Annotated in this window: 16 protein-coding genes; 6 read left to right on the top strand and 10 right to left on the bottom strand. The window is 66.0% G+C overall.

Annotated features, from left to right (window positions below; all coding sequences use genetic code 11):
• Window positions 1-21 precede the first annotated feature (21 nt).
• The 3 genes from folK to CI805_RS15680 are packed head-to-tail and all read right to left on the bottom strand — an operon-like array spanning window position 22 to window position 2,220.
• On the bottom strand, window positions 22-513 hold the full coding sequence (gene folK, locus CI805_RS15690) for a 2-amino-4-hydroxy-6-hydroxymethyldihydropteridine diphosphokinase (protein ID WP_260929090.1): 492 nt from the start codon (window positions 511-513) through the stop codon (window positions 22-24).
• A gap of 27 nt (window positions 514-540) precedes the next feature.
• Window positions 541-1,416, bottom strand: coding sequence for an N-carbamoylputrescine amidase (gene aguB / locus CI805_RS15685; RefSeq protein ID WP_260929089.1), 876 nt, complete (start codon window positions 1,414-1,416; stop codon window positions 541-543).
• 30 nt (window positions 1,417-1,446) lie between these two features.
• A complete protein-coding gene (locus CI805_RS15680) occupies window positions 1,447-2,220 on the bottom strand; it encodes a class I SAM-dependent methyltransferase (protein WP_260929088.1) in 774 nt (257 codons plus the stop codon).
• A 182-nt stretch (window positions 2,221-2,402) separates the two neighbouring features.
• On the opposite strand from CI805_RS15680, the gene msrA reads away from it, so the two are divergent.
• Window positions 2,403-2,948, top strand: a complete 546-nt coding sequence (gene msrA / locus CI805_RS15675; RefSeq protein WP_260929087.1) for a peptide-methionine (S)-S-oxide reductase MsrA — start codon at window positions 2,403-2,405, stop codon at window positions 2,946-2,948.
• 314 nt (window positions 2,949-3,262) lie between these two features.
• Window positions 3,263-4,375 (top strand): choice-of-anchor A family protein, encoded by a 1,113-nt coding sequence (locus CI805_RS15670; protein WP_260929086.1) that lies wholly within the window; start codon window positions 3,263-3,265, stop codon window positions 4,373-4,375.
• Window positions 4,376-4,433: 58 nt separating this feature from the next.
• Here CI805_RS15670 and CI805_RS15665 read toward each other — a convergent pair whose 3' ends face one another.
• A complete protein-coding gene (locus tag CI805_RS15665; protein WP_260929085.1) occupies window positions 4,434-5,663 on the bottom strand; it encodes an RsmB/NOP family class I SAM-dependent RNA methyltransferase in 1,230 nt (409 codons plus the stop codon).
• A 43-nt stretch (window positions 5,664-5,706) separates the two neighbouring features.
• Here CI805_RS15665 and CI805_RS15660 point away from each other — a divergent pair, with 43 nt between their 5' ends.
• On the top strand, window positions 5,707-5,913 hold the full coding sequence (locus tag CI805_RS15660) for a DUF1674 domain-containing protein (RefSeq protein WP_260929084.1): 207 nt from the start codon (window positions 5,707-5,709) through the stop codon (window positions 5,911-5,913).
• Window positions 5,914-5,981: 68 nt separating this feature from the next.
• A complete protein-coding gene (locus CI805_RS15655) occupies window positions 5,982-6,875 on the top strand; it encodes a formate/nitrite transporter family protein (protein WP_260929082.1) in 894 nt (297 codons plus the stop codon).
• A gap of 10 nt (window positions 6,876-6,885) precedes the next feature.
• Here CI805_RS15655 and CI805_RS15650 read toward each other — a convergent pair whose 3' ends face one another.
• Together CI805_RS15650 and CI805_RS15645 are read right to left on the bottom strand one after the other, a co-directional pair.
• Entirely contained in the window at window positions 6,886-7,938 is a 1,053-nt protein-coding gene (locus tag CI805_RS15650) for an endonuclease/exonuclease/phosphatase family protein (protein WP_260929079.1), read from the bottom strand.
• Between the two features lie 119 nt (window positions 7,939-8,057).
• Window positions 8,058-8,969, bottom strand: coding sequence for a LysR family transcriptional regulator (locus tag CI805_RS15645; protein ID WP_260929077.1), 912 nt, complete (start codon window positions 8,967-8,969; stop codon window positions 8,058-8,060).
• Between the two features lie 110 nt (window positions 8,970-9,079).
• Between CI805_RS15645 and CI805_RS15640 the strand changes: the two genes are divergently transcribed.
• Together CI805_RS15640 and CI805_RS15635 are read left to right on the top strand one after the other, a co-directional pair.
• Complete coding sequence (locus CI805_RS15640; RefSeq protein WP_260929677.1) at window positions 9,080-9,508, top strand: DoxX family protein; 429 nt, start codon at window positions 9,080-9,082, stop codon at window positions 9,506-9,508.
• A gap of 29 nt (window positions 9,509-9,537) precedes the next feature.
• Window positions 9,538-10,338 (top strand): DODA-type extradiol aromatic ring-opening family dioxygenase, encoded by an 801-nt coding sequence (locus CI805_RS15635; protein ID WP_260929076.1) that lies wholly within the window; start codon window positions 9,538-9,540, stop codon window positions 10,336-10,338.
• A 210-nt stretch (window positions 10,339-10,548) separates the two neighbouring features.
• On the opposite strand, the gene CI805_RS15630 is transcribed toward CI805_RS15635, so the two are convergent.
• From CI805_RS15630 to CI805_RS15615, 4 genes are all read right to left on the bottom strand, one after another.
• On the bottom strand, window positions 10,549-11,091 hold the full coding sequence (locus tag CI805_RS15630) for a murein L,D-transpeptidase family protein (protein WP_260929075.1): 543 nt from the start codon (window positions 11,089-11,091) through the stop codon (window positions 10,549-10,551).
• 5 nt (window positions 11,092-11,096) lie between these two features.
• The gene (locus tag CI805_RS15625) at window positions 11,097-12,386 is read right to left on the bottom strand and encodes an adenylosuccinate synthase (RefSeq protein ID WP_260929074.1); all 1,290 of its coding nucleotides are present in this window, start codon (window positions 12,384-12,386) and stop codon (window positions 11,097-11,099) included.
• Between the two features lie 149 nt (window positions 12,387-12,535).
• Window positions 12,536-12,802 (bottom strand): hypothetical protein, encoded by a 267-nt coding sequence (locus tag CI805_RS15620; RefSeq protein WP_260929073.1) that lies wholly within the window; start codon window positions 12,800-12,802, stop codon window positions 12,536-12,538.
• Between the two features lie 347 nt (window positions 12,803-13,149).
• Window positions 13,150-14,274 (bottom strand): ATP phosphoribosyltransferase regulatory subunit, encoded by a 1,125-nt coding sequence (locus CI805_RS15615; RefSeq protein ID WP_260929072.1) that lies wholly within the window; start codon window positions 14,272-14,274, stop codon window positions 13,150-13,152.
• Between the last annotated feature and the right edge of the window lie 106 nt (window positions 14,275-14,380).

Raw genomic sequence — 14,380 nt, 5'->3', positions numbered from 1 at the left:
CCGTGGCCGGGTGGAAGGGCGTCACCTAGGCAGCTTGCGGCGCTTGGTCAAGCGGGCATGATGATGTCTGGGGGTAAGTCCGCTCAACGGGTCGCGCCAGTGAGGGGCGATGCGGCGTGCCGGTGCCAGTACGAAATCGCGGCGGCGGTAGAGCGGGTGCGGAATCACGAGGTGATCGCCCGCATAGGCGCCGCCGCTCCACAGCACCACGTCGAGATCGAGCACGCGGCTGCTCCATGCCTGCCCGCGCCGCTTGCGACCGAATTGTGCCTCGATCTCCAGCAGCAGGTCGAGCAGCGGCTCGGGCTCCAGATCGCTGGCGACGACCGCGGCACCATTCGCGTAGCGGCGCAGCGACGGGCCAATGGGCGCACTTTCCAGCAGTGGCGAGGCAGCCTCTATCCGCAGGCCTGCTGTCGACAGCGCGTCGAGCGCCGCAGTCAGCACCCGGCGCGGGAGGCCGTATTGGGGATGCCGCCGGTTCGAGCCGAGCGCGATCAGATAGTGGTGCATCGTTCCCGGCCGGACCGCCCTATTCGCTCAGATATCCTGCGTAATGCGGGTGTAGAGTTGCGGACGCCGGTCGCGGAAAAAGCCCATGCCGGCGCGATGCTTTGCGGCGCGGGCGAGATCGAGCGTCGCGACAAGAACTCCGGTCTCCTCGCGGCCATATTCGGTAACGTAATCGCCCCACTCGTCGGTGATGAACGAGTGACCGTAGAACGTCTGCTCGGTGTTACACTCGCGCTCCACGCCGATGCGGTTCGCGGCGATCACCGGCATGCAGTTCGACACCGAATGGCCCACCATCGCCCGGCGCCACATCCGCGAGGTGTCGAGGCTGGCATCGTAGGGCTCGGAGCCGATCGCGGTGGGATAGAGCAGCAGTTCGGCGCCCATCAAGGCCATCACCCGCGCGCACTCGGGATACCACTGGTCCCAGCATACGCCCACGCCGATACGGGTCACGCCGCCTGCATGGGGCACGTCCCAGGCCTTGAACCCGTCATTGCCGGGGCGGAAATAGTACTTCTCCTCATAGCCCGGACCGTCCGGGATATGGCTCTTGCGATAGGTACCCATGATCTCGCCATCGGGGCCGATCATGGCGAGGGTATTGTAATAGTGGTGCCCGTCGCGCTCGAAGAAGCTGGTGGGGATGGTGATCTTCAGCTTCGCGGCGAGCGCGCGCATTGCGATCACCGAGGGATGTTCGAGCGTCGGGCGTGCCGTCGCGAACAGCTCCTCTTCCTCGGTCTTGCAGAAATAGGGGCCGGAGAACAGCTCGGGCGGCAGCACCAGCGAGGCGCCCTTTGCCGCGGCCTCCTCGACCAGCGCCGAGACGGCCGCGATGTTCTCGCCCTCATCGGCAGAGCCAAGGGCCAGTTGCAGGGCAGCGACGGTAATCTGGGTCATGATCGGGCGGTCTCCTTGCGAGGCCCCTTATCAGTCCCGCCGCCGGAACAGAAGCGTCATGCGGTCACTCTCGCCGATGGCGCGATGCGCGTCCTCGCGCTGGGGATCGCAGGCGAGCGTGGGCAGCAGCGACCACACGCCGCCGGGATGATCGGCACGGTCGTGCGGATTGGCATTGATCTCGCTGGCATCGAGAAAATCGAACCCGTGCGCGGCGACGAAGACGATGGTGAGATCCTGGGGCAGATAGCCGTTCGCGCCATCGGCATGGTCTGGACCGGCGCCGGGCGGCGCGCGGTGCTGTTCGATTCCGAGCAGACCGCCGGGCTTGAGCAGATTGCGCAGGCGCAGCAGTTCGCGGCGCCCCTCCTCGCCCATCAGCAGACGGTGCATGACCCGCAGGACCAGCACATGATCGAAGCGCTCCTCCTCCTCGTGCGGCCAGTCGCGACACAGACGCGATCCCGGATCGAGCGGCAGCACCCGGTGGTGGCCCTGTGCCGCAAGGTAGGGCGCAAGCAGGCGCGAATACCAGCCGTCGCCGGGCGCATATTCGGCCACGCGCATGTCGGGACGAACGCCGAAGAAGGCCAGCGTTTCTGCCGGATGACGATAGCGGTCGCGCGCCCGGTCGGCATGGCGCGAGGGATGCGCGACGGCCAGTTCCAGCAGGGCCTCGAATTCCAGCGCCAGCCCCGAGGTCGATGGTGAGGGGCCGGGCGCCTGGGCATAGACCCCGCGAGGGGTATTGAGACCAAGGCCGAGGCCCAGGCCTACGGAAACCGATTCCAGGAATCGCTGCATGGCATTCTCCGTCTCTACCCCCGTTTGGTTTCGACGAACATCGGATGTCGGCAGTGCCCCCTTCCGCTGACGGGGTCATCTGCTAACGGGTCAAATGTGAACGTAGGCCTGCTGCTCTGGCAACCCGGAAAAGTGTACCTATCTTGTCGCAAGACACAGCGAATTCGAGGAATTTCATTACAATGCAAACGGCCATCATCGCAGGCGGATGCTTCTGGTGCACCGAGGCGGTGTTCCGCGACGTCGTGGGCGTCGACACCGTCGAAAGCGGCTATATCGGCGGCTCCGTGCCGAACCCGACCTACAAACAGGTGTGCGGCGGCGACACCGGCCATGCCGAGGCGATCCGCGTGACGTTCGACGAGACGGCGCTGTCCTACGGCGATCTGCTCGACGTGTTCCTGGGCACGCATGACCCGACGCAGCTCAACCGCCAGGGCAACGACGTAGGCACGCAGTACCGCTCGGCGATCTTCCCGATCGACGATGCGCAGCGAGCCGAATCCGAGGCCGCGATCGGCCGCTGGAACGCGGACAACGGCGCCATGGCCGTCACCACCATCGAGGGCTTCTCGGACGGTTCGCAGGTTGCTCCGTGGTATCCGGCCGAGGACTACCATCAGGAATACTGGGACGGCGAAGGTCAGCGCAATCCCTATTGCCTCGCGGTGATCCCGCCCAAGCTGATGAAGCTGCGCAAGAGCTTCCAGAACAAGGTGAAGGGCTGACGCGAACCCGCCCTACACCAAGCGACGCTTGCACCAGCACGCGGCCCGCGATGTCAGACAGCGACATCGCGGGCCATTTTTATGCGCCGATGATACCGGAGTTTACAAGGCAACGCGTGCAGCTTCACGGGACTTCCGGCATGAAATCCTTGTTCGTTAACCCCTTAGCGTAAAATATGTAATTATTACCTGAAGGTTAAGGCCGATAAGGCCGCAGTACCCCGTCTCGCTTCGAGACAATGGTAAACGCACCCTCGTAACGTTTGCAAAAAATCCGTAATGAAGCGGCACACCACTTCGAGAGTTTCCCCGCAATGTCGTTCCTGAAGTCCGCCACCGCGCGCCGGATGGCTACCTTTTCTGCAACCTGCGCACTGGCTGCCGGCCTGATGAGCGCGCCGCTGTTCGCCGACACCTCCGCCAGCCTGATCTCGGGCACGGACATTCTGCGCACATGGAACCTCGTGGTGCTGGGCGACCTCAATTCGACGTCCGAGGTCGAGGGCAAGACCTTCGTCGGCGGCAACCTCACCGGAAGTTCCTCGAACTACCAGATTGCCTCCAGCGTCGCGAACGACAGCACCACGCCCGGCCTGACGGTGGTGGGCGATGTCACCGGCAGCACCAAGAACCTCAACAACGGTTCCGGCGCGGTGATCGGCGGCAACGTCACCAGCGGCTTCAACCTCAACGGCGCGGCGCAGACCGTCGAGGTCGGCGGCACGATCAGCAACACCAACGTCAACCAGAACACGGTCAACTCCGGGCTGGCCACCAGCAACCCGGACTTCGTGCAGAACCTGCAGCAGCAGTCGAGCCTGATCCAGACCTCGATGACCGACCTGTCGCACCAACTCGGCACGCTGGCGACCAACAGCACTTTCGCGATCAGCGGTAACACCGGCACGTTCACCGCGCAGCCCGATGCCAGCGGCGTCGCGGTGTTCAACATCACCACGGCGGACCTCGACAAGATCGGCGAGATTTCCTTCAATCTCAACGGTGCGGACACCGCGATCGTCAACGTCTCGGGTTCGTCGATCACGCTGAACGACAACTTCCTCGGCGGCACCCAGAACCTGGGCGAGCATGTGATCTGGAACTTCGAGGATGCAACCTCGCTGACCGCCACGACCGCATGGGGCGGCTCGGTACTGGCGCCCGACGCAGCGGCCACGACCTACAACTACATTCAGGGTTCGGCGGTGTTCGCCAGCCTGAACCAGTACGGCGAAATGCATGTCGGCACTTATGCGGGCACGTATGAGACACCCTCGGGCGACAGCACGCCGACCGATCCGGGCAGCACCTCGTCCTCATCGGGCGGTGCGACTGCCGTGCCGGAACCCGGCATGCTGGCGCTGATGGGCCTCGGTTTCAGCGCAGTCGCGCTGCGCTTCCGCCGCCGCCCGCGCAAAATGGCCTGAAGCTAAAAGGGCGCCGGATCGACCGGCGCCCTTGCGATCCTACTTCGGCCTTCTTCTCCTACTTCGTCCAGCGCGCGACGAAGAAGCCGTCCAGCCCGCCCGCTTCGGGCAGCATGCCGGGATCGGTGCGCAGCCAGCCTTCGGAAGTCGGCGCCAGTCCTTCGGGCAGTTCGTCGGCGCGGATCGGCGCAGGCGTCAGCGTCGATTTTGCCGCCACGTCCTCGCCCTCTTCGGGCTCCATCGAACAGACCGCATAGACCAGCGTCCCGCCCGGCTTGAGCCAGCCCGAGGCGCGTTCGAGCAGTTTGCCCTGCAACTCCTGCATCTCGGCGATCTGACGCGCGGTGATACGGTGAAGCACGTCCGGGTGACGCCGACACGTACCGGTCGCCGTGCAGGGCGCATCGAGCAGGATCGCATCGAACGGCGCGTCAGGCTCCCAGCTCAGCGCATCGCCGACCACGACTTCGGCGGTCAGGCCCGTGCGCTCAAGGTTTTCGCGCAGGCGTTCCATGCGACGCTTGGCGATGTCGAGCGCAGTGACGTGCCAGCCCGCCGCCGCCAGTTGCAGCGTCTTGCCGCCCGGTGCAGCGCACAAGTCCAGCACGCGGCGACCTTCGCCAGTACCCAGCAGGCGTGCGGGGATTCCGGCAGCAAGGTCCTGCACCCACCAGCCACCGTCGCGGAAGCCTTCCAGATGCTCCACCGCCGAGCCGCGCGGCAGGCGCACATGCCCCGGCATCAGCGATACACCGCCAAGGCGCTCGGCCCAGCTGCCGGTCTCGGCGGGATCCCGCAGGGCAAGGTCAAGCGGCGGCGGCACCGCAAGGCCTGCCGCGATCTGCGCCCCGCGCGCAATCCAGCGCCCGGAAACCGTCTCAGGCAGCGTCGGCACCTCGGGCAGCTTGGCCTCGCGGCGCGTCAAGGTCGAGAACACGCCGTGCGCCAGACGTCGAGGCCCGCCGGTCAGCAATTCCAGACCCGTGGCGATCACCGCGTGCGGCGGCGTTTCGAGGCGCAGCACTTGTGCCAGCATGATTTCCAGAACCGCGCGCACCTTGGCATCGTCGGCCAGGGGCAGGCGCGTGGCCGAATCGATCAGGGCATCGAGATCGGTCTTCCAGCGCAGCACTTCGCCGGCGATCGCGCGGGCCAGCGCACGGTCGGCATCGCCGCGTACGCGCGAGAGGGCAACGCCTGCCGCCTGGTCGAGCGTCTCGCCCCGGCGCAGCACGGCATCGATAAGGGTCAGCGCGGCACGGCGCGCGGGTAAGCCGGGAATATCCATCCGCCCCCTAACCCCGATTGCGTTTTCGCGCCAGCACCCCCACATGGGACAAATGACCGAGCGCGCAACCTCCCGCTCCACCAGCCGCCCCAGCGACGGCTTCGTGAAGCCCGCCCACTGGACCACCGAACCCGCCCCTGCCCCGCAAACGGGCAGCGCCGTAGCGCCGACTTCGGACGAAGACCCCGACGGCCTCTCCCCCACCCGCTACGGCGACTGGGTACGCAACGGCATCGCCGTCGATTTCTGATACCGGTGCTGGCGCGAGCGCTCCGACAACGGCGGCAACCGCAGGCCCGCTGACGCATTGAGCGTTTCGTGACCGACGAGACGCCCGCCCCTCCCAAGCCAAGCACCCGCGCCACCTCTGCCGAGCGCGAGAACGAAGCGCGCGAGATCGCCTCGGGCGATACGTCGCTCACCCGCCACGAGCGTTCGCAGGTTGACGAGAACAAGGCGTTCTCGGCGCTGACGATGTTCACCATCATCCGCCGTCAGGGCGAGGAGGAATTGCGCCGCCCGTTGCTCTCGCTGTGGTGGTCGGGGATCGCTGCGGGAATAGGGATCTGCGCCTCGGTGTTCGTGCAGGCGCTACTGTGGATCGCCTTTGCGCATAGCCCCTATCGGCTGGAAATCGCCCAGCTTGGCTACACCGTCGGCTTCGTGATCGTGATCCTCTCACGCCTTCAGCTGTTTACCGAAAACACCTTGAGCGTCGTGCTGCCCGCGCTTCACAAGCCGACGCGCGAACGCTTCGTGCAGTGGGCACGGCTCTGGGCCGTGGTACTTGTCGCCAATCTTGTGGGCACGTTCGCGACGGCGCTGGTTGTACCCGCGCTCCAGATCGCCAGCCCGGAGCAGACCGCTGCGATGCTGGAGGTCTCGCGCCATGCCATGGAAGCATCAGGCTGGGAGGCGATGATGCGCGGCGTGCCCGCAGGGTTCTTCATCGCCGCACTGGTCTGGATGCTGCCCAATGCCAAGGGCTTCGAGCTGTTCCTGATCATGCTGATGAGCTGGCTGATCGTGGCGGGCGGCTTCACCCATATCATCGCCGGGTCCGCAGAGGCGTTTCTGCTCATGCTCCATGGCGAGGTCGGCGTAAGTGCCGTATTCACCCAGCACCTTGTGCCGATTCTGGCCGGCAACGTACTGGGCGGAACAGGCCTGTTCGCGCTGCTCGCCTATGGGCAGATTCACGCGGAAATCTGATCCCCAAGGATCAGATCGTATGTGCCGCGGCCCCTTTCGCAGGCGGCAGCGCGAAGTGGACCATCACGCCCACGTGATCGGACAGCATGCGCCCATCCGGGTCCTTGCCGAAGCCCTGCACATCGCCGACGGGAGCGAAGGCCGCATTGCCCGCTGCGCGATAGGCCATCAGCGTCTTGGTGGAGGTCAGCGAAGTGGAGTTCAGATCGTCCATCACCGGTTCGCGGCAATGCGCGCCGCAGGTGTTTTCCTTGGCCGCCATCTGCAACCCTGCTCCGTCGAGCAAGGCCCCGCCCAGCATCGCGCCGCGCTGAGGATAGTGGCCGATGTTGAAATCGCCCCCCAGCACCACCGCCGAGGCATCCGCCTCCAGCCCCTGCACGAACTGCGCGAGAACCGCCACTTCGCCGTCGTAGGCCGCAAGCTGGCGCTTCGCCTTCACGTCGGAATCGCCTGCCGCATTCAGATGCGTGTCGACGACGACGACCGGGCGATCCTGCCCCGGTACGGCCAGCGCCACCGCGAGGGCGCCCTTGTTGGCAAGGCAGTCCCACCCCGCGCAGCGTGACGGCCCGAAGGCGACTTTCTTGGTCCACAGGATCGGATAGTCGGAGAACACGGCAAGCCCGCTGTTCTCGAACTTGCCGATCCCCTCGCCATGCCAGAAATGGCTGTGGCTGAGGTATTCGCGTTCCGCCGCCTCGTCCACGGCGGCACCGTCCATGTGCTTGCCGGGACCGAAGGCGGCATAGTGATAGCCTGCCATCATGCCGATCTGGCGCTGCGCAGTGCCGAAAGCCTCCTGCACCAGCACCACCTGCGGCTGCGTGCCCTCCGCCCGCATCTCGCTCAGACGTTCCGTGATCTCGTGTGCCGCCGCGCCCCGGTTCCACGCGAAGGGCCAGGGCAGACCTTCGACATTGTACGAGAGGATCGCGATCTGCGCGGGGTGCGCATCGGGATCGACAGTCGGCCAGCGCTCGGCCGGATCGCGCGCGATTTCCGCCGACAGGCTGGTCGACATCAGGGCAACAAGGGCAAAGGCAAGCGTAAGCGGCTTCATCGAGAAACTCCGGCGCCCGAATCTTCCGTCGGGACACTCACATGCGACACGGGCCCGATGCACCCGGCCACATGAACGACACGAAAACGTCATGCGACAGTAACGTGACCCCTGCCAACTTACCAGTCCCTCGCCGCTTGTGGAATGTGCATCGCCAGATGCGCGACGAAGGCCCGCGTGCGCGCGGCGGGCCGTCGTGCCGGATGCGTTACGGTGTGGATCGCGCCAAGATCGAGCAACGGCTCGCCGAGGTCGATTTCTTCCAGTGCGCCGCGCTCCAGATGCGCTGCCACGAAAAAGCGCGGGCCGTAGACCAGCCCCTGCCCCGCCAGCGCCGCGCGAACCAGCACTTCGCCGTTGTTGGCATGGAGCGATCCGTTCACCGGCACCTGCCGTTCCCCACGCGGGCCGAAGCCCCAATGCACCGCGCCGGTCAGCGCACCGAGCGTATAGCCCAGGCAGTCATGCGCGGCGAGATCGTCAAGCCCCGCAGGCCGTCCTCGTCGGGAAAGGTAGTCGGGCGAGGCGCAGATGCTCATCCGCACCGGCGCGAGTTTCCGGGCGAGCAGGGTCGATTCGGCAAGATGTCCGATCCGCACCGCCACGTCCCAGCGCTCCGCCAGCAGGTCGACGAAGCGATCGTCGAGCCCCAGTTCGACCGTCACCGCCGGGTGCGCGTGGGCGAACGAGGCGACGAGCGGGGCCATGTGCAGCACGCCGAAGGCGGCGGGCGCAGAAACCCGCAGCAGCCCGCGCACTTCGCCCGAGCGGGCCGCTGCCTCGGCCTCGGCCTCCTCGAAATCGGCCAGCAGGCGCTCGGCCCGGTCGAGATAAGCCTCACCCTCGGCGGTCAGGGACAGTTTGCGGGTGGAGCGATGCAGCAGCGTGACGCCGAGCCGGGCTTCCAGCGCATTGAGATGCTTGGAGGCCATCGCCGGCGACATGCGCAGTTCGCGGGCCGCAGCGGACAGGCCGCCCTTGCGCACCGCCCGCACGAAGACCTCGATTCCGGTCAGCCGATCACTCGTCATTCAACACCCACAGTTGAAGCTTATTCAATATACATCGTGATTATCATACATGAGCGAAAAATCCATATACGGGGCATCAGCCATCGTCCCCATGAGGAAATGCACATGACATCGTCTGCCCCACTCTCTCTTCGGCCCTCACGCCCAACGCCGCCTACGCCCTGACGCTTCAGCGCGTGGTGCTCGGCGGCCTGTTTCTTGCCCACGCCGGACTCAAGCTCTTCGTTTTCACGCCTGCAGGCACGGCCGCCTACTTCCAGAGCATCGGCCTGCCCGGACCGCTCGCTTACGTGACCATGGCAGTCGAAATTCTCGGCGGCCTCGCGCTGATCCTGGGGATCTATGCCCGCATCGTCGCGCTGCCGCTGGCCGTGCTGCTGCTCGGCACCATCGCCACTGTCCATGGCGCCAACGGCTTCTTCTTCAACAACACCGGCGGCGGCTGGGAATACCCGGCATTCTGGGCGCTTTCGCTGATCGTGCTGGCCATCGGCGGCGACGGCGCACTGGCGCTTCGCCCCACGCCGACCAACCGCTAACCAGCCAGCCGCCAGCAAGGACGTCCGCAATGTCCCAAACTTCAGCCACCCTTCCCGCCTTCTATATCCCGCACGGCGGCGGCCCCTGCTTCTTCATGGCAGATCCCGCTGGCGTCTGGACCGGCATGGCGGACTTCCTGCGCTCGCTCCCCGAACGCCTGCCCGAGGCCCCGCGCGCCATTCTGGTCGTCTCGGGGCACTGGGAGACCGACGGCTTCGCCTTCACCGGCGCCGAACGCCCCGGCCTGATCTACGACTACTACGGCTTCCCGGCGCATACCTACGAGATCGCCTATCCTGCGCCGGGCGCTCCCGCGCTGGCCTCGCAAGCGGCAGCGCTGCTCCATGCGGCGGGGCTCAAGGCCGGGGTCGATGCACAGCGCGGCTGGGACCACGGGGTGTTCATCCCGCTCGCCGTGGCCTGGCCCGAGGCGAATGTGCCGGTCGTCGAAATGTCGCTCGACCGCTCGCTCGATCCTGCGCTGCACGCCGCTGCCGGACGCGCACTGGCACCCTTGCGCGATCAGGGCGTGCTGATCCTGGGCTCGGGAATGAGCTTCCACAACATGCGCGCCTATCGCAACCCACAGGCGACCGCACCCTCGCAGGTCTTCGATGCCTGGCTGGGAGAGGCCATCGCGCAGCCCCCGCTCCAGCGCGAGGATTCCCTGTCGCGCTGGGCGGACGCGCCGAACGGCCGCTTCTCGCACCCGCGCGAGGAGCACCTGCTGCCGCTGATGGTCGCTGCTGCCGCCAGCGAGGCACAAGGCGAACCTGTCTACGGTGAACTGGTGATGGAAACCGCGATCTCGGGTTATCAGTTCGCGTGAGGCGCTGGGAACGCGCAGGCGAATTTCAAGAACGTCGCAGACGCGTTCCATGCACCTGATATATCGCTAAATTCGACTGCGCCCCCGGTTTCCAGATACCGCGAAAAGGCGTAGCCCGAAAGTGCGTTGCCGGTCCTTGGCATCCCTCCCCCATCCCTCACGGGGGCCGGCGACGCGCTGTTCCTTCAGATTCGGATCACATCCGGCAACTCACGGCAGGATATCGATCGGCGTGCCATCGGGCACCGCGCGATAGACCGCATCCATCTGCGCATTCGACAGCGCGATGCAGCCGTCGGTCCAGTCCCCCTTCGCCCGCACGCCGCTGTTCGCACCGGGCAGATCGTTGGGCTGGCCATGGACCATGATCATCCCGCCCGCCGAACGTCCCTGCCCTACCGCATAGGCAGTGTCATCCGCGCTCGGGTAGGAGACATGCAGCGAGAGGTGATAGGCGCTGTTCGGGTTACCCCAATCGATGGTGTACTGGCCCTCGGGCGTCTTCTGGTCGCCTTCGAAGTGCTTGGGACCAAGCAGATCGCCACCCAGTTGCAGGCCCTCGATCACATGGACGCGGCCATCGACATCGACCAGTTCCATCCGCCGCTCAGCCTTGTGGACGCGGATCAGGGTGATCGGCGGCAGCGCCTCTACATCACCCGGCGCATCCTGCGCGGATAGCGGCGCCGAGGGCAGCAGCAGCGCGGCGGCCAGCGCCGGAAGCAAAGTTCCAAGCCAGCCGCCGCGTGCCATCGTCATCAATCCTGGAAGGGATCGCGCACAAGGATGGTGTCCTCGCGCTCGGGGCTGGTGGAGACCAGCGCCACCGGGGTCTCGATCAGTTCCTGCACGCGCTGGATGTACTTGATCGCCTGCGCGGGCAGGTCCGCCCACGAGCGGGCGCCCGCGGTGGTGCCCTGCCAGCCGTCCATCTCTTCATAGATCGGCTCGACATTCGCCTGATCGGCGGCATGGCTGGGGAAGTAGTCGAGGATCTTGCCGTTCAGGCGATAGCCGGTGCAGATCTTCACCTTCTCGAACCCGTCGAGCACGTCGAGCTTGGTCAGCGCGATGCCGGTCACGCCCGAGATCGCGCAGGACTGGCGCGTCAGCACCGCGTCGAACCAGCCGCAGCGACGCTTGCGACCGGTGACAGTGCCGAACTCGTGGCCGCGCTCGCCCAGACGCTGGCCGGTCGCATCCTCCAGCTCGGTCGGGAACGGGCCCGAGCCGACGCGGGTGGTGTAGGCCTTGACGATGCCCAGCACGAAGCCGGTGGCCGAGGGGCCAAGGCCCGAACCGCTCGCCGCCGTGCCCGAAACCGTGTTCGAGCTGGTGACGAAAGGATAAGTGCCGTGATCGACGTCGAGCAGCACGCCCTGCGCGCCCTCGAACAGGATGCGGGCGCCTGCCTTCTTCACCTTGTTCAGGCGGCGCCAGACGGGCTGGGCGAACTGCAGCACGAACGGCGCGATCTCGCGCAGGTCGGCGATCAGCTGGGCGCGGTCGATCGGCTCCTGCCCGAAGCCTGCACGCAGCGCATCGTGGTGCGCACACAGACGATCGAGCTGCGGCTCCAGATCGTCAAGGTGCGCCAGATCGCAGACGCGGATCGCGCGGCGACCGACCTTGTCCTCGTAAGCCGGGCCGATACCGCGACCGGTAGTGCCGATCTTGCCCGCACCCGCAGCCGCTTCGCGCAGGCCGTCCAGCTCGCGGTGGACCGGCAGGATCAGCGGACAGTTGTCGGCAATCGCGAAGTTCTCGGGGTTGATCTCGACACCCTGACCGCGCAGCTTCTCGACTTCGGACTTGAGGTGCCAGGGATCGAGCACCACGCCGTTGCCGATGATCGACAGCGTGCCGGTGACGATGCCCGAGGGCAGGAGGCTCAGCTTGTAGACCTGCTCACCCACGACCAGCGTGTGACCGGCATTGTGGCCGCCCTGAAAGCGCACCACGGCATCGGCGCGGCTGGCCAGCCAGTCGACGATCTTGCCTTTGCCTTCGTCACCCCACTGGGCGCCGATCACGGTTACATTGGCCACGGATACACTCCTCCACCTGCCCGGTGATCCAGAAACGCCCTTCGACAGGACTCGGCGTAGCGGATGGAGCGAAGGGCGCGCAAGAGCGCTCCCGAATGTGCGGTGCGCGCCCTAGCGGATCGGGCGGGTGAGTCAAGGGTGGTTGGGCTTCAAGGAAGGAACTTGCGGGTGGTCGGATCGGGAAGCCCTTCCTGGCAGCGGCCCGGCTCGCCGTCGCAATCGAGCACAGTGTTCATACGATCACGCACCTCTTCGAGATCGCGACACGGCAAGCCCATTTCCGTTTCGAGATAAAAACCGGGCTCGGGATCAAGTTTTCTGGCCTGCTCCAAGAGCTTCGTGAACGCAGCGTCGGAAACGCGATGGTCATTCCAGTAGATGTGCCCAAAGCGGTTCACGGAAATGCGGTTCATCATGGTCCGAAGACCGGGGCCGAGCGATGGTATTTTCCAACTCGCAAGTGGTGGTGTGCAGGCGCGTGTCTCTGGCTTGGCACATGCCGCAAGACTGAATACCGCGAACAAGAATGGCAAAATGAGATGGTTTCTCATCATGCATGCATGACTGGCGAATTTTTGACGCCATTCAAGCACAGAACGCTCGGCCAGCGATCCCAGCTTTCGCTGGGATGACGAAGTAGAGAACGAGGTGACAAACCTCGGAACACGCGCCTCCCCGCCCCACGCATAAACGCCAGCGCCGGGAGACGTAACGGGGTCCGGGACCGATGGCCCCGGAAATCACCTTTACCCTTCAAAAACCCTCAGAGCGCGACGGCACTTCCGCCGTCGAGACGATGCGTGCAGCCGAGCGCCAGCGCATCGTCCCCGTCGCCCAGTGCAGCCACTGTCGTCCAGCCGACCGCGCGCAGGCGGGCGGCGGCATCCGCATCGTGCCCCAGCGGCAGGAACAGGCGGTCCTTGGGCGCGGCATCGGCGGCGAGCGCGTCGATCAGCTTGTCGGGATAGAGCGAGAAGCCGCAGGCTGCTTCACCCTCACCGCCCTCGCTGTCGAGGATGCGATAGGTGCCGCCGCGACCGAGGCTGCCCGGCACGTTCTCGGCATAGATCATGAAGCCGAACCATGACTGGTATTCGAAGCCGTGACGCTCGGACGGGTCGAGTGTGAGGCGCGCCTTGCCGCCAACGCGCGCGGCGATCTCGCGAAGGCCCGCGATGCGACTGGCCAGGACACCGCCGACGTCAAATTTTGCCAGTCGCTCGATCGCGGCGTCGAACGGGCCGACGGCATAGAGCAGCGGCAGATACGCCTGCCCGCCGACATCGACGAGGCCGCCCGCGTCCTTGGAATCGAGCATCTGCCGCACCTTTTCCACGCGCGAAGCGGCCAGTGGCAGCGCCTCGTGAGAGAGAGTGTCGACCAGATCGGGCAACGTGAAGTCCACCGAAATGCCGGTGGCCCCGGCAGCGGCCAGCGCCTCGATGGCGACTTCGACGATTTCGGCAGCGGCGGCCACGCTGTCGGTGCCGACCAGTTCGACGCCCAGTTGCAAGCGTTCGCGCACCGGGTCGAGCCCGTCGCCCTTCACGGTGACGACCTGCCCGCCATAGCACAGGCGCAGCGGGCGCGGCGCGCGCGACAGGCCCGTCGCGGCGATACGGCCGACCTGCACAGTGATGTCCGAGCGCAGCGCCAGCGTGCGCAGCGAGAGCGGATCGACGAAGCGGAACATGCGCCGCACGCTGACATTCGCCATGCGGCTGGCGAGCGACTTCTCGAACTCGATCATCGGCGTCTCGACGCGGGCGTAGCCATGGCGCGCCATAACATCGAGCGCTTCGCGGCGCACACGCTGGGCGGCAGTGGCCTGTGTCGGCAGACGGTCGCCCAGTCCCTCGGGCAGCAGATCGCGGTCGGTGTCGTGCATAATGAGGCGGGCCTTAGCGCCATGTTGCGCGCTTGTCGAACGAGTCTGGGCATTTCCGGCAAGGAAAGCGAAGGCGCCGCACGAGAGCGCGCAACAACCGTTTTCC

The organism is Novosphingobium sp. 9, from assembly GCF_025340265.1.
Classification (GTDB): domain Bacteria; phylum Pseudomonadota; class Alphaproteobacteria; order Sphingomonadales; family Sphingomonadaceae; genus Novosphingobium.
The sequence above is the reverse complement of the archived record's forward strand: the minus strand, read 5'-3'. Positions and strand labels throughout refer to the sequence as shown.

Excerpts from the sequence above, each read along its gene's own strand:
- folK (WP_260929090.1), bottom strand. The coding sequence starts at position 513 with ATGCACCACTATCTGATCGCGCTCGGCTCGAACCGGCGGCATCCCCAA.
- aguB (WP_260929089.1), bottom strand. The coding sequence starts at position 1,416 with ATGACCCAGATTACCGTCGCTGCCCTGCAACTGGCCCTTGGCTCTGCC.
- CI805_RS15680 (WP_260929088.1), bottom strand. The coding sequence starts at position 2,220 with ATGCAGCGATTCCTGGAATCGGTTTCCGTAGGCCTGGGCCTCGGCCTT.
- msrA (WP_260929087.1), top strand. The coding sequence starts at position 2,403 with ATGCAAACGGCCATCATCGCAGGCGGATGCTTCTGGTGCACCGAGGCG.
- CI805_RS15670 (WP_260929086.1), top strand. The coding sequence starts at position 3,263 with ATGTCGTTCCTGAAGTCCGCCACCGCGCGCCGGATGGCTACCTTTTCT.
- CI805_RS15665 (WP_260929085.1), bottom strand. The coding sequence starts at position 5,663 with ATGGATATTCCCGGCTTACCCGCGCGCCGTGCCGCGCTGACCCTTATC.
- CI805_RS15660 (WP_260929084.1), top strand. The coding sequence starts at position 5,707 with ATGGGACAAATGACCGAGCGCGCAACCTCCCGCTCCACCAGCCGCCCC.
- CI805_RS15650 (WP_260929079.1), bottom strand. The coding sequence starts at position 7,938 with ATGAAGCCGCTTACGCTTGCCTTTGCCCTTGTTGCCCTGATGTCGACC.
- CI805_RS15645 (WP_260929077.1), bottom strand. The coding sequence starts at position 8,969 with ATGACGAGTGATCGGCTGACCGGAATCGAGGTCTTCGTGCGGGCGGTG.
- CI805_RS15635 (WP_260929076.1), top strand. The coding sequence starts at position 9,538 with ATGTCCCAAACTTCAGCCACCCTTCCCGCCTTCTATATCCCGCACGGC.
- CI805_RS15630 (WP_260929075.1), bottom strand. The coding sequence starts at position 11,091 with ATGGCACGCGGCGGCTGGCTTGGAACTTTGCTTCCGGCGCTGGCCGCC.
- CI805_RS15620 (WP_260929073.1), bottom strand. The coding sequence starts at position 12,802 with ATGATGAACCGCATTTCCGTGAACCGCTTTGGGCACATCTACTGGAAT.
- CI805_RS15615 (WP_260929072.1), bottom strand. The coding sequence starts at position 14,274 with ATGCACGACACCGACCGCGATCTGCTGCCCGAGGGACTGGGCGACCGT.